The sequence below is a fragment of the Variovorax glucosi genome (genome assembly GCF_051216695.1).
In the GTDB taxonomy this organism is placed as follows: Bacteria; Pseudomonadota; Gammaproteobacteria; order Burkholderiales; family Burkholderiaceae_C; genus Variovorax.
Map to the genome: position 1 here is coordinate 268,345 of NZ_JBPJZE010000001.1, position 12,771 is coordinate 281,115.

Below are 12,771 nucleotides of genomic sequence, written 5' to 3' on the forward strand. Positions count from 1 at the left end.
GTCAACGCCTCAGTACCAGCCAGCCGAACGCGGCCAGCGACATCACGGTATATATCAGTCCCGGCGCCGCCGCCGTCAGCCAAGGCAGCCAGGTTCCGAGGTTGCCGATATAGCCGAACACATTGTTCAGCAGGAAAAAGCTGATGCCGATCATCACGCCACCGAACACGTAGCTCGTGATGCCGGACTGCCGGAAGTGCAGATACGCAAATGGCAGGGCCAGCACCACCATCACCAGGCAGGACAGCGGATAGAACACCTTGCGCCAGAACTGGATCTCATAGCGCTGGGCCGTCTGCCCGTTGGCTTCGAGGTGGCGGATGTATTCGAAGAGATCGATCGTCGGCATGCGGTCGGGTTTAAGCAGCGCGACCGAGACCATTTCGCTCGTCAGCGTCGTCGGCCAGCGCATTTCCGGCATCCGGGTGTTCTTGATATGCGCGGTATCGCTGGTACTGCGCGTGTCGTACTGCTGCCGGTCGACATTCGAGAGCACCCAACTGTCGCCCTCGATGCGCGCCGAAGCGGCCGAGGTCTGCGAGGCCACGAACCCCCTCGAATCGAACTCGAAGATGCGCGGCGCCGCAAGAGTGCCGTCCCGGTTCAGCGCGCTCACGTTGACGGCATACGACATCGCGCCCTGCTTTTCCTTGAGCCACGCTCCGGTGGTGCCGGTCGTCGCGAAGACTTCGCCGCGGAAGCGCGTCTTGAGCAGTTGCGCCGCGCGGTCGGCATACGGCGCGACGTAGTCGCCGACGGCGAAGGTCAGCACTACGAAGCCGAGTCCCAGCACCAGAAGCGTCCGCAGCGCGCGCCACGGACCCAGGCCGCTGGTGCGCAGGATCGTGTATTCGGAGCTTTGCGCAAGACGCGCCATCACGAAAATGGTGCCGATGAGCACCGCGATGGGGAGCAGTTCGTAGAGGTGACTCGGAATGAGCAGTGCCACGTACGCGAGCGCTTGCGGCGCTCCGTAGCCGTCGCCGGACGAGCGGCTGATGCTTTGAAGTTCGTCGACGAAGTCGAAGAAGAAGAACAGGCTCAGGAACCCGAGCGTGACGAAAGCCACGGACCTCAGGATCTCGCTGTAGATCAGGTGACGGATTGTTTTCAAACGTGGGCTACCGGCGTGCGGGAAGGGGTCGGCGGGGGGGGCGCTTTCGCACGGCGACCCCAGTTGTTGTTGCGCTTGGCCAGCCATAGCAGGACCAGTGCCATCAGGCCGCCGTGAAGCATCAGCATGAAGGCCACCACGCTGAAGCGCCCGGAGGCCACCCAGCTCTGTCCCAGATTCAGCAGGTTGTAGTAGACGATGAACGAAAACAGCGCCAGCATGAGGTTGCCGCTTCTTCCGACGCGCGGGTTCACGCTCGAGAGCGTCAGCGCCAGCAGCACGAAGTTGATTCCTGCAAACAGCAGTCCCAGGCGCCATCCGAGTTCGCCCTGGTTCACCGGGCTCGGATCCGAGATCAGCATGCGGGTCGAGCGGGCACGCACCGGCGTGTCGTCAGTCGACGTGACGACGTCGCTGCCGATCTTCGCGCCGTAGGTCTCAAATTCGCTGATCTTCAGGCCGGTCGCGCCGTCGAGCGGCCGCTCCAGCCGCTGGCCGTTGCCCAGCATCAGGTAACGGATGTCGCCGATGTTGTCTATGTTGCCGGTCTTCGCCGAGGTGATGATCTGCAGGTTGCGCTCGATCGACGAGATGAAGACGTTGGTCGCGGTCGCGCCATCGGGCGTGTCCTTGTCGATGAAGAACACGCGGTTACGGCCCGACGATTCGCGGAATTCGCCCGGCGCGATGCGCTCGAGATCGCCGCGGCGTTCGTATTGGTCGCGCATGCCCTGGGTCTGCGAATTGGCCCACGGCCAACCGACCAGAGCCAGTACCGTGATCGTCACCAGCACCGGCCACGCGAAGCCGAACAGCGGCTTGATGAAATCGATCAGGCTGCGGCCGCTCGAGAACCAGATCACCATCTCGCTGTCGCGATACATGCGCGAAAGCGTGCCGACGATCGAGACGAAAAGACTGAGGCTGAGAATGGTCGGCATGTAGCCGAGCACCGTGTAAGCCATGACCAGCAGTACATCCGACGGATTGACGCTGCCCTTCGACGCCAGGCCGAGCGTGCGGATCAGCATCATGGTCATCACGATCGTGGCCAGGACGACGAGCGTGGCACCGAAGCTTCGGGCCAGCTCCTTGCGGAGAGAGGAATGGAATAACATCGTCGAGGGAAAAAAAGGATTATGGACTTCCAGCTCAAGACCCTCACGACCGCCCAGGCGGTCAGCGAAAAGACCGACGCACTCATCGTGCTCGTCGGACCGGACAACACCCCCGCCAAGACGGTAAAGGCCGTCGCTGCATCGAAGGATGTGTTGGCGGCACTCATCGACGAAGTACGCAAAGCCGGCGACCTGCCGGAAAAAGCGGGCCGTCTGCTGTCACTCTACCGCCCTGCGGGCATCGTCTCGCCACGCGTGGTGCTCGTTTCCGTCGGCGACGGGAAGCCGGCCTCGGTGCGCAGCGCCGTGACTGCTGCGGTCAACGCAGTAAAGACAGCCAATCCGAAGCGTCTTTCGATCGTGTTCGCTCACGTTGCAGACGATGCGAGCGTCCATGCGGCCGTGTATGCAGCCGCCGATGCGAGCTACGTCTACACGACCACAAAGCCGAAGGTCGATGCGCGCAGCATTCGCCAGCTCGTGCTCGGCGTGCCGAATGCGTCCGACGTGTCCGATGCCTTCGCGACCGCCGGCGCCACCGTCGCGGGCGTCGAGCTGGCCAAGGAATGGGGCAATCGTCCTGCCAACTACGCCACGCCGACGATGCTCGCCGATGCTGCGGCAGAGCTCGGCGCGCTGCCGCGCATCAAGGTCGAAGTCCTCGGACCGAAGGAAGTCGCCAAGCTCGGCATGGGCTCGTTCGCCGCGGTCGCCAAGGGCTCCGACGAGCCATTGCGCTTCGTGGTGATGCGCTACCAGGGCGGAGCGAAAGACGCTGCGCCCGTCGTGCTGATCGGCAAGGGCATCACCTTCGACACCGGTGGCGTGTCGATGAAGCCGGCTGCCGACATGGACGAGATGAAGTACGACATGTGCGGCGCGGCCAGTGTCATCGGCGTCTTCCGTGCCCTTGGCGAGATCAAGCCGGCGATCAACGTCATCGGCCTGATCCCGTCTTGCGAGAACATGAACGACGGCCGGGCCATCAAGCCTGGCGACGTCGTCACCAGCATGAGCGGCCAGACAATCGAGGTGCTCAACACCGACGCCGAAGGACGCCTCATCCTGTGCGACGCGCTCACGTACGCGAAGCGTTTCAATCCGGCTGCAGTGATCGACATCGCGACCCTGACCGGTGCCTGCGTGGTCGCCTTGGGTGGCGTGCGCAGCGGACTGTTCTCCAGCGACGACGCGCTGGCGGCGGCGCTCTCGGCTGCCGGCGAGCGCTCGCAGGACCGTTGCTGGCGCATGCCGCTGGACGACGAGTACGCCGACGGCCTGAAGAGCAATTTCGCGGATGTGGCGAACATCGGCGGCCGTGCCGGTGGCGCCATCACTGCAGCGAAGTTCCTGCAGCGTTTCGTCGGGGACTTCCCGTGGGCGCATCTCGACATCGCCGGCAGCGCCTGGAAAAGCGGGGCGGCGAAGGGCTCTACCGGCCGTCCGGTCGGCTTGCTTCTGACCTATCTGCTCGACCGCGCCGCCACTGAATCGGAAGCCGCGACGCCTGTCCCGGCACCGCGCAAGGTTGCCCGCAAGACGCGTGTTGCCTGAGTGATGTCGACGTGACGGGCATCGACTTCCACTTCAATACACCCGACAAGGTGAATTACGCCTGCCGGCTTCTCCGCAAAGCGGTCGCAGCGCGCGGCGCTCAGGTGGTGGTCGTCGGCGACGATGCAGTGCTCGATGCCATCGACCTGGCGCTCTGGCAGCTTTCGGCAGTCGATTTCATCGCGCATTGCGGCATCGATGCCGAGCCGGCCGTACTGGCACGCTCGCCCGTGGTGCTTGCCGGACGCGATACGGCCCAGTTGCCGCATCGGCAGGTGTTGCTGAATCTCGGCGCGGAAGTGCCGACCGGTTTCGAACGCTTCGAGAGGCTGATCGACATCGTGAGCGACGACGAGGGCGATCGGCAGACCGCTCGCTCGCGTTGGCGCCATTACGCCGATCGCGGGTACGCAATCGTCCGGCATGATTTCCAGGCCGTCGGGCGTGCATCATGACCGTCGCCAGCACGCCACGCACGCCGCCTCGCTTCGTTCCGACGCTGACGACGGTGATCGAGCCGGAGGGCGAGAACGAGATCGCGGCCGTTATCGATACACCCGATTCCCGCACCACGATGGCGCTCGATCTCGACCCTGCCTCCCAACGCACCAATGAAGAGAATGTGGCACTGGAAGAGGAACTCCTGCAGCGGGTGCTCGAACGCGTCGACGCGTCGCTGGAGAACGAACTGAGCGATGTCGTGGCGGCTGCCGTTCAGGCGCAGCTCGACGTAATGGTTCCTCAGTTGCGCAGCGAAATCGAGAAAGTATTGCGCCGTCTCGTGACCGATGCCCTGGCTCGGGAACTGCGTGCAAACCCTGGGTCTACCCTCGCCTGAAATTGGTGCAGCCTCAGCTACACTCCGCCCCGTTCAAAGGTGCGAAGATGCCGACGGACTCAGGGCGGCGCGGAACTTGCTCCGATGTCGTGCACGGTTCAAAAGACCGTTTTTCTACTCATTCAATACGTTCCTTGGAGGTTCTCATGCAATTGAAATGGACTGCAGTCGCACTCGCTGCGCTCACGCTCGTGGCTTGTGGCAAAAAAGAAGAAGCTGCAGCACCTGCCGCCACTTCCGCCCCTACCGCAGCGGCTCCTGCCGCCGCCCCCGTCGACGCGCTCCTGGTCAAGATCGGGCATGTCGGACCGACCAGCGGTGCGATCGCCCATCTGGGCAAGGACAATGAATTCGGCGCACGCATGGCGATCGAAGACCTGAACGCACGCGGCCTGAAGATCGGTGACCGCGTCGCCAAGTTTGAACTGATCGCAGAAGACGACGCTGGCGATCCCAAGCAAGGTACTGCCGTTGCGCAGAAGCTGGTCGACAGCAAGGTCAACGGCATCGTCGGCCACCTGAATTCGGGCACCACGATCCCTGCATCCAAGCTGTACAGCGATGCCGGCATTCCCCAGATCTCGCCGTCGGCGACGAATCCCAAGTACACGCGTCAAGGCTTCAAGACCGCATTCCGCGTCGTCGCCGACGACACGCAACTGGGCGGCACGCTCGGCCGCTACGCCGTCGAAACGCTGAAGGGCAAGAGCATTGCCGTGATCGACGACCGTACCGCTTACGGACAAGGCGTCGCCGAAGAATTCGAAAAGGCAGCCAAGGCTGCCGGCGCGACCATCGTCGGCCACGAATTCACCACCGACAAGTCGACCGACTTCAACGCCATCCTGACCAAGCTCAAGGGCACGAAGCCAGACGTGCTGTTCTTCGGCGGCATGGACGCCGTCGCAGGCCCGATGCTCAAGCAGGTCAAGCAACTCGGCCTGAACGTCAAGTTCATGGGCGGCGACGGCATGTGCACTGGCGAACTGGCCAAGCTGGCAGGCGATGCCATCGGCGAAGACATGGTCGTCTGCGCCGAAGCTGGCGGTGTCGACGGTGACTTCAAGGCGCCGCTGGATGCCTGGAAGACGAAGTTCAAGGAAAAGAACGGCGTCGAAGTCCAGATCTATGCACCGTATGTATACGACGCAGTCGAAGTGCTTGCCGCTGCGATGGTCAAGGCCGGTTCTTCAGAACCGGAAAAGTATCTGCCGGAAATCAGCAAGATCGAATACAAGGGCCTGACCGGTCCGATCGCATTCGACGAAAAGGGCGACATCAAGAACGGCGCTCTGACGCTGTACACGTACAAGGGCGGTGCGCGCACGCAAATCGCCGTCGTGCGCTGAGCGTAGTCGGACGCGGTATCGCTTCAACGCGATATCGCCCGCAAAAAAAAGGGCCCTCGGGCCCTTTTTCAGGTTCTGGACTATCGAAAACCTAGAGCCGGGATCAGGACGCTCGGGAGTCGTCGACTTCCTTTGTCAGTTCGGCAACGCGCGCTTCGCTTTCATCGCGCTGCCTGGTGACCTCGACACGTTTTTCGATTTCGTGTGCCAATGCTTCATTCGCTTCGACCAGCTTTGCAGCCGAGGCCGAAAGCTTTTGCTCGAGCTCGTCGGCGTGGGCTATAGCCAACGCGACATCGCCGACCTGAACCTCTTCCGGGAGCTCCTGTTCGAGGACAGTAGCTACGACGGCGAGATCTTCAGCGGCACGGCGAACCTCTACGGCGACCGCCTTGGTGGTGTCGAGTGTGCGAGCGAGCATGACTTTCCTTGGAAACGGAGCGCGTAAAGCCAACGAAAATAGCCCCTTGGAAGGGGCTCTCTCGTTTGCCGAGTGATGCCGGAATTGGAATTTCCGATTTCTGTATCAGCGTTCTAACTCAATCTTCTGGCGGAACAGGCGGGATTCGAACCCGCGGAGGGCTATTAACCCTCACACGCTTTCCAGGCGTGCGACTTAAACCGCTCATCCACCGTTCCGCGAAGCTCTCGATTATAGCAACAGCCGATGCGTCGATCTCAAACCTGACCGACCGACTTTCCTGTCTGAACCATTTGCATGGCCGATGCGATCAGCGCCGCCGTGTCGGTCATGTTGCTTGGCACGATCAGTGTCGTCTTTGCATCTGCAGCCACCTTGCTGTAAGCGTCGACAGCGCGCTCGGCGACTTTCAATTGGACCGCTTGCTCGCCGCCCGGTTGGCGGATCGCGGCAGCCACGCGCTCGATGGCAAAAGCATTCGCTTCGGCTACCGCGGTGATCGCGGCAGCTTCACCCTGGGCGTTGTTGATCTGCGCCTGCTTTTCGCCTTCCGAACGGGCGATGAACGCCTCGCGTTCGCCGGTTGCGATGTTGATCTGCTCCTGACGCCGGCCTTCGGATGCGGCGATGAGCGCACGTTTTTCGCGTTCGGCCGTGATCTGGCGCTGCATCGCCTGCAGGATCTCCTTGGGTGGCGTCAGATCCTTTATTTCATAGCGCAGGACTTTCACGCCCCAGTTCAGGGCCGCTTCGTCGATGGCCGCAACAACCTGCGCATTGATGATGTCGCGCTCCTCGAAAGTCTTGTCCAGCTCGAGCTTGCCGATCACGCTGCGCAGCGACGTCTGGGCCAACTGCGTCACCGCGACGATGTAGTTCGAGGAGCCGTAGCTCGCGCGCATCGGGTCGGTCACCTGGAAATACAGGATGCCGTCGACCTGCAACTGCGTGTTGTCACGCGTGATGCAGATCTGGCTCGGTACGTCGAGCGGTATTTCCTTCAGGCTGTGCTTGTAGGCGACCTTGTCGATGAACGGAATCAGGAAGTTGGGCCCGGGCGTCATCGTGTTGTGATATTTGCCTAGGCGCTCGCGCACCCAGGCGTTCTGTTGCGGCACGAACTTGACCGACTGACTGATGAAGATGACGGCTATCACCAGAATGACCATGGGTACGGCGAAATCCATTGAGCGTTCCTTGAAGGTGGAAGGGTTGGGTTTCAGGGAGGAAGCAATTCAGATCTTGTCGACGACGAGGCGGCTGCCCACGACTTCGACGACCCGATGTATGCCTGGGGAGGGTGGAAATGCCGTCTTCCGGCTCGCAGTCTGGACGACGGTCCATTGCGCGCCTCGGTACCGCACCGTAGCCGTGCCGTCGTCGTTCCATGCGTCGACCTGCACCTGCTGGCCGATGTCGAGATTGACGTCGCGGTTCGACCGGCTGGGCGCTTCGGCAGGACGTCCGCGGCGCACGGCATACCAGACGGCGACCGCTCCGACCCCCACGAGCGCGGCGACGAGGATCTGAGCGGTGAGCCCGAAGCCCGCGTGGGCCGAAAGCGCCGCGGCGGCGAAGCCGATGCCGAGCAGCAGGAGATAGACGGTACCCGACAGCAATTCGAGCACGATGGCGCCTCCTGCTATGAGCCACCACCAGGTGGAGTCCGCCATGTCATCTCCTTTTAGTTGAACGCTGTCATTCTCAGTCATAAGGCGACGCCGACATTCTTGTGAATTCCGTACACTCGCCCCTCTTCGTTATTTGCCTTGCCTTCCCCGCGCCCCTGGAGCCGCCCGCATGAAATTCCGTTTTCCGATCGTCATCATCGACGAGGACTTCCGCTCCGAGAACACCTCGGGCCTCGGCATCCGCGCGCTCGCGGACGCCATCGAAACCGAAGGTTTCGAAGTGCTTGGCGTCACGAGCTACGGCGACCTCAGCCAGTTCGCGCAGCAGCAGAGCCGCGCCAGCGCCTTCATCCTGTCGATCGACGACGAGGAATTCACCGTCGGTCCCGATCTCGATCCGGCCGTGCTCAACCTCCGCACATTCATCGGCGAAGTGCGACGCAAGAACGCGGACGTACCGATCTACATCTACGGCGAAACCAAGACCGCGCGCCACATCCCGAACGACATCCTGCGCGAGCTGCACGGTTTCATCCACATGTTCGAGGACACGCCGGAGTTCGTCGCGCGTCACATCATCCGCGAGGCAAAGAGCTATCTCGAAGGCGTGCAGCCGCCGTTCTTCAAGGCGCTGATCGACTACGCGGAAGACGGCTCGTATTCTTGGCACTGTCCGGGGCATTCGGGCGGCGTGGCGTTTCTGAAGAGCCCGGTCGGCCGGATGTTCCACCAGTTCTTCGGCGAGAACATGCTGCGCGCCGACGTCTGCAATGCGGTCGAAGAACTCGGCCAGCTGCTCGACCACACCGGCCCGGTGGCTGCCAGCGAGCGAAACGCGGCGCGCATCTTCAATGCCGACCATTGCTTCTTCGTCACCAACGGAACCAGCACCAGCAACAAGATGGTGTGGCACCACACCGTGGCACCGGACGACGTCGTGGTGGTCGACCGCAACTGCCACAAGTCGATCCTGCACGCGATCATCATGACCGGCGCGATTCCGGTGTTCATGAAGCCCACACGCAACCATTTCGGCATCATCGGTCCGATCCCGAAAAGCGAGTTCGAACAGAGTGCGATCAAGGCCAAGATCAAGGCGAATCCGCTGCTGGCCGGTGTCGATCACGACAAGATCAAGCCGCGCGTCATGACGCTTACGCAGTCGACCTACGACGGCGTCATCTACAACACCGAGACGATCAAGGCGATGCTCGACGGCTATGTCGACACGCTGCATTTCGATGAAGCCTGGCTGCCGCATGCGGCTTTCCATCCGTTCTACGGCGCGTATCACGCGATGGGCAAGCGCCGGGTGCGTCCAAAGGACTCGCTGGTGTTCGCGACGCAGTCGACGCACAAGCTGCTCGCCGGCATCAGCCAGGCCAGCCACGTGCTGGTGCAGGATTCGCAGAACCGCGCGCTCGACCGGGACCTGTTCAACGAGGCCTACCTGATGCACTCGTCGACCAGCCCGCAGTACGCGATCATCGCGAGTTGCGACGTGGCTGCCGCCATGATGGAGCCGCCCGGCGGCACCGCGCTGGTGGAAGAAAGCATCCTTGAAGCGCTCGATTTCCGCCGCGCCATGCGCAAGGTCGAAGAAGAATTCGGCAAGGACGAATGGTGGTTCAAGGTCTGGGGTCCCGAAAAGCTCGTCGAGGAAGGCATCGGCCGTGCCGAAGACTGGATCATGAAGGGCGAGGGCAGCACCGACAGCAAGGCCAAGAGCGCGAAGCGCAACTGGCACGGCTTCGGCAAGCTGGCCGACGGCTTCAACATGCTCGACCCGATCAAGTCGACAGTGGTCACGCCGGGCCTCGACCTGCAGGGCAAGTTCGCCGACACCGGCATCCCGGCCAGCGTGGTGACCAAGTTCTTGGCCGAGCACGGCGTGATCGTCGAGAAGACCGGCCTGTACAGCTTCTTCATCATGTTCACGATCGGCATCACCAAGGGTCGCTGGAACACGCTGCTGACGGCGCTGCAGCAGTTCAAGGACGACTACGCCCGCAACCAGCCGATGTGGCGCATCCTGCCGGAGTTCTGCCAACTGCATCCGGGCTACGAAAAGCTCGGCTTGCGCGATCTCTGCCAGCACATCCACAAGCTGTATGCGCGCTTCGACGTCGCGCGCCTGACGACCGAGATGTACTTGAGCGACCTGACGCCTGCCATGAAACCGAGCGATGCATTTGCGCACATCGCGCATCGGAAGACCGAGCGCGTGGAAATCGACGAGCTCGAAGGCCGCATCACGACCAGCCTCATCACGCCGTACCCGCCGGGCATTCCGCTGCTGATCCCGGGCGAGGTCTTCAACAAGAAGATCGTCGACTATCTCAAGTTCGCGCGCGAGTTCAACAAGGAGTGCCCAGGCTTCGAGACCGATATCCACGGCTTGGTCGCGCGTGTCGACGAAACCGGGAAGAAGCGTTACTACGCGGATTGCGTGCGCAAGGCCTGATTGCCTTGAGCGCCAACGTCAGCCGATCCGCAAGGTCATCACGCCGCAGACGATGACCAGCGTACCGGCGGCGCGCTGCCAGCCGAAAGGCTCGCGCAGCAGCAGCGTGCCGATCACGGCGGCGAACAGCACCGATGTCTCTCGCAACGCGGCGACCAGCGCGACGGGCGCATGTGTCATGGCCCACAGCGCGATGCCGTAGCTTCCGAGTGACGCGACAGTGCCGACGAGGCACAGTTTCCAACGGCCAGCCATGTAGCGCAGCGCGGCGCCGCGCTGTTCACCGCGTTGCCACATGACCAGCACCAGGTACGGCAAGCCGTCGAAAAGAAACAGCGCCGCGACATAAGCCAGCGCATCGCCCGACGCGCGCACGCCCTGACCGTCGATGACTGTGTAGAGCGCAATGATCGCTGCGTTGGCGAAGGCGAACCGCAGCGCTTTCTTTCTTTGTACTGCGCTGCCCGCATGCAGCGCCGCCGGCGACATGCCGAGCATCAGGACGCCGGCGCAGATCACCGCTACGCCCAGCCAGGCCCATACCGAAAGCTGCTCGCCGATGAAGAGAAAGCCCGCGAGCGCCACCAGCAACGGGGCGCTGCCGCGCATCACCGGATAGGTCAGGCCGAGGTCGCCGTGCCTGTAGGCGCCTGCCAGCGCGATGTAGTAGCCCACGTGGACGATCGTCGATGCGGCAATGAACGGCCAGGCGGCGCGGTCCGGCAGTCCGGTCCAGAGCAGCAATGGCAAAGCCACGAAAAAACCGAGACTGTGGATGAGCGCGGTATCGAGCTGCTTGTCGCGGCCCGATTTGATCAGTGCATTCCATCCGGCATGAAGAAACGCGCCGCAGAGAACGGCCAGGAAAATGGGCGTCGTCAACGCGGCGCGCCGGGATCGGCTCGGTTCTGCACGCAGCGCTCGGCAATCGCCAGATAGTGCGCGAGCGGCGGTGTCGGCCTGGCTGGCGCTTTCGCGAGATCGTCCCACAGACGCACCGCGACAGCGTCGCCCGCATGCTTGCGGGCGATGAAGGCGGCTGCATCTTCGGGACTGAAACTCCCGCCTTGCAGCGCGAGACTTCTTTTCGAGTCGTCCGAAAGATGCGACCAGTAGCCGGGCCGCGTCGCGCAGAGATAGCGCTTGGCGTCGACATGCCACCGGATCGAATCCAGCAGCCGCTCGCCGAACAGGCCGCGCAGGAAGGGCAGGGCGAAGTACTGGTGCATGTCGTCGATGCCGCGCAGGGTCGGCGACTCGCCCTGGTCATTCAGCAGATGGCCGAGGTCGTGCAGCAGTGCGGCGGTGACCAGCTCGTCGTCGGCACCGGCTTCTTCAGCGAGCCGCGCCGTCTGCAGCGCATGTTCGAGCTGCGTGACAGGTTCGCCGCTGTACTGGGCCGCACCGTGCTTGGCAAAAAGGGTCTCGATATCGGCGAGCGTCAGTGCCATGTCATGCCTCGATCCTGATCTGCTTTACCGTGCCACTCGGCGATGGAGTGGCTGTTGCTGCTGCCTGCTTCTGCTCGTAGTTGCGCAGCGTGCGTTCGCGGCTGTTCATCACATGCTGGTACATCGCCTGACCTGCTGCCTCGGGGTCGCCGGCAGCGATCGCCTTGACGATCTGTCGATGCTCGCGCGAGTAGACGGTCATCGACTCGTTGGTGAGGTTCTGCCGACGGAACAGCGAGAGTTCGTTGACCAGCTTGCGGTAGGTGGCGATCAGCTTGGCGTTGCCGGCCAGTTGCAGAAGGCGGTCGTGAAAGCTCAGGTTGAAGCGGTGGTAGTCGCGTGCGTTGTCCGCCTTGACAGCCAGATCCATCGCGTCGACGAGCTGGCGAAGCTCTCGAATCTCGCTTGCGCCGAGTCCGGCAGCCAGCTTGCGCCCTACGTACAGATCCATCACCGCGCGTACCTCGAAGATCTCCAGTGCCTCTTCGATCGGCACATGGCGCACGAAAACGCCACGGTTCTTTTCCGTCTGCACCAGGCCGGCTTCCTCGAGCATGCGGAAGGCCTCGCGCACCGGTCCGCGCGACACGCCGAGCTGATCCGCCAGCGTGGACTCGGTGAGCTTGGCGCCGGAATCCAGCTCGCCGTCCAGGATCATGCGTTCGATCTCGGCCTGCACCAGTTGGGTGAGCGAATTGCGCTGCAGGTGTGCGATGGCGGGGTGAGTGGAGATGGTCTTTGCCATGAGCGAATCGTAGGGAGAAGATCGAAGATTGTCTACGATCTACAAAAGACAATTGACGATCATCCGCGAGTGGCCCCGATTTTGCT

General features: G+C 62.6%; 13 protein-coding genes and 1 tRNA gene. 5 read left to right on the top strand and 9 right to left on the bottom strand.

Annotated elements, in window-relative coordinates; translation table 11 throughout:
• Nucleotide 1 precedes the first annotated feature (1 nt).
• Nucleotides 2-1,114: an LPS export ABC transporter permease LptG gene (gene lptG / locus ACSFA3_RS01310; RefSeq protein ID WP_435503602.1), complete on the bottom strand. Its 1,113-nt coding sequence runs from the start codon at nucleotides 1,112-1,114 to the stop codon at nucleotides 2-4.
• A complete protein-coding gene (gene lptF, locus ACSFA3_RS01315; protein ID WP_435503603.1) occupies nucleotides 1,111-2,232 on the bottom strand; it encodes an LPS export ABC transporter permease LptF in 1,122 nt (373 codons plus the stop codon). Before lptF ends, lptG begins: the two co-directional genes overlap by 4 nt.
• A 21-nt stretch (nucleotides 2,233-2,253) precedes the next feature.
• Here lptF and ACSFA3_RS01320 point away from each other — a divergent pair, with 21 nt between their 5' ends.
• The 4 genes from ACSFA3_RS01320 to ACSFA3_RS01335 all read left to right on the top strand — a co-directional run bounded on the left by ACSFA3_RS01320 (nucleotide 2,254) and on the right by ACSFA3_RS01335 (nucleotide 5,973).
• Complete coding sequence (locus ACSFA3_RS01320) at nucleotides 2,254-3,786, top strand: leucyl aminopeptidase (RefSeq protein ID WP_435503604.1); 1,533 nt, start codon at nucleotides 2,254-2,256, stop codon at nucleotides 3,784-3,786.
• A gap of 11 nt (nucleotides 3,787-3,797) precedes the next feature.
• Entirely contained in the window at nucleotides 3,798-4,241 is a 444-nt protein-coding gene (locus ACSFA3_RS01325) for a DNA polymerase III subunit chi (RefSeq protein ID WP_435503605.1), read from the top strand.
• On the top strand, nucleotides 4,238-4,624 hold the full coding sequence (locus tag ACSFA3_RS01330; protein ID WP_435503606.1) for a hypothetical protein: 387 nt from the start codon (nucleotides 4,238-4,240) through the stop codon (nucleotides 4,622-4,624). The genes ACSFA3_RS01325 and ACSFA3_RS01330 overlap by 4 nt, the downstream gene beginning before the upstream one ends.
• A 146-nt stretch (nucleotides 4,625-4,770) precedes the next feature.
• Entirely contained in the window at nucleotides 4,771-5,973 is a 1,203-nt protein-coding gene (locus ACSFA3_RS01335) for a branched-chain amino acid ABC transporter substrate-binding protein (RefSeq protein ID WP_435503607.1), read from the top strand.
• Between the two features lie 103 nt (nucleotides 5,974-6,076).
• On the opposite strand, the gene ACSFA3_RS01340 is transcribed toward ACSFA3_RS01335, so the two are convergent.
• The 4 genes from ACSFA3_RS01340 to ACSFA3_RS01355 all read right to left on the bottom strand — a co-directional run bounded on the left by ACSFA3_RS01340 (nucleotide 6,077) and on the right by ACSFA3_RS01355 (nucleotide 8,067).
• The gene (locus tag ACSFA3_RS01340; protein ID WP_435503608.1) at nucleotides 6,077-6,394 is read right to left on the bottom strand and encodes a hypothetical protein; all 318 of its coding nucleotides are present in this window, start codon (nucleotides 6,392-6,394) and stop codon (nucleotides 6,077-6,079) included.
• Nucleotides 6,395-6,521: 127 nt separating this feature from the next.
• Nucleotides 6,522-6,612 (bottom strand) — tRNA-Ser (locus ACSFA3_RS01345).
• Nucleotides 6,613-6,651: 39 nt separating this feature from the next.
• Nucleotides 6,652-7,581 (bottom strand): SPFH domain-containing protein, encoded by a 930-nt coding sequence (locus ACSFA3_RS01350; protein ID WP_435503609.1) that lies wholly within the window; start codon nucleotides 7,579-7,581, stop codon nucleotides 6,652-6,654.
• A 48-nt stretch (nucleotides 7,582-7,629) separates the two neighbouring features.
• Nucleotides 7,630-8,067 carry an NfeD family protein gene (locus ACSFA3_RS01355; protein WP_435503610.1) on the bottom strand — a complete coding sequence of 146 codons (438 nt, stop codon included), beginning with the start codon at nucleotides 8,065-8,067 and terminating at the stop codon, nucleotides 7,630-7,632.
• 127 nt (nucleotides 8,068-8,194) lie between these two features.
• On the opposite strand from ACSFA3_RS01355, the gene ACSFA3_RS01360 reads away from it, so the two are divergent.
• Nucleotides 8,195-10,489 (top strand): Orn/Lys/Arg family decarboxylase, encoded by a 2,295-nt coding sequence (locus ACSFA3_RS01360; protein WP_435503611.1) that lies wholly within the window; start codon nucleotides 8,195-8,197, stop codon nucleotides 10,487-10,489.
• An 18-nt stretch (nucleotides 10,490-10,507) separates the two neighbouring features.
• Here ACSFA3_RS01360 and ACSFA3_RS01365 read toward each other — a convergent pair whose 3' ends face one another.
• The 3 genes from ACSFA3_RS01365 to ACSFA3_RS01375 are packed head-to-tail and all read right to left on the bottom strand — an operon-like array spanning nucleotide 10,508 to nucleotide 12,685.
• Nucleotides 10,508-11,371, bottom strand: a complete 864-nt coding sequence (locus tag ACSFA3_RS01365; protein WP_435503612.1) for an EamA family transporter — start codon at nucleotides 11,369-11,371, stop codon at nucleotides 10,508-10,510.
• Nucleotides 11,368-11,940, bottom strand: coding sequence for a phosphonate degradation HD-domain oxygenase (locus ACSFA3_RS01370; RefSeq protein WP_435503613.1), 573 nt, complete (start codon nucleotides 11,938-11,940; stop codon nucleotides 11,368-11,370). The genes ACSFA3_RS01365 and ACSFA3_RS01370 overlap by 4 nt, the downstream gene beginning before the upstream one ends.
• 1 nt (nucleotide 11,941) lies before the next feature.
• Nucleotides 11,942-12,685 (bottom strand): phosphonate utilization associated transcriptional regulator, encoded by a 744-nt coding sequence (locus ACSFA3_RS01375; protein ID WP_435503614.1) that lies wholly within the window; start codon nucleotides 12,683-12,685, stop codon nucleotides 11,942-11,944.
• Nucleotides 12,686-12,771 lie beyond the last annotated feature (86 nt).

Coding starts and splice junctions, on each gene's coding strand:
- lptF (WP_435503603.1), bottom strand. CDS start 2,232: ATGTTATTCCATTCCTCTCTCCGCAAGGAGCTGGCCCGAAGCTTCGGT.
- ACSFA3_RS01320 (WP_435503604.1), top strand. CDS start 2,254: ATGGACTTCCAGCTCAAGACCCTCACGACCGCCCAGGCGGTCAGCGAA.
- ACSFA3_RS01330 (WP_435503606.1), top strand. CDS start 4,238: ATGACCGTCGCCAGCACGCCACGCACGCCGCCTCGCTTCGTTCCGACG.
- ACSFA3_RS01335 (WP_435503607.1), top strand. CDS start 4,771: ATGCAATTGAAATGGACTGCAGTCGCACTCGCTGCGCTCACGCTCGTG.
- ACSFA3_RS01340 (WP_435503608.1), bottom strand. CDS start 6,394: ATGCTCGCTCGCACACTCGACACCACCAAGGCGGTCGCCGTAGAGGTT.
- ACSFA3_RS01350 (WP_435503609.1), bottom strand. CDS start 7,581: ATGGATTTCGCCGTACCCATGGTCATTCTGGTGATAGCCGTCATCTTC.
- ACSFA3_RS01355 (WP_435503610.1), bottom strand. CDS start 8,067: ATGGCGGACTCCACCTGGTGGTGGCTCATAGCAGGAGGCGCCATCGTG.
- ACSFA3_RS01360 (WP_435503611.1), top strand. CDS start 8,195: ATGAAATTCCGTTTTCCGATCGTCATCATCGACGAGGACTTCCGCTCC.
- ACSFA3_RS01370 (WP_435503613.1), bottom strand. CDS start 11,940: ATGGCACTGACGCTCGCCGATATCGAGACCCTTTTTGCCAAGCACGGT.
- ACSFA3_RS01375 (WP_435503614.1), bottom strand. CDS start 12,685: ATGGCAAAGACCATCTCCACTCACCCCGCCATCGCACACCTGCAGCGC.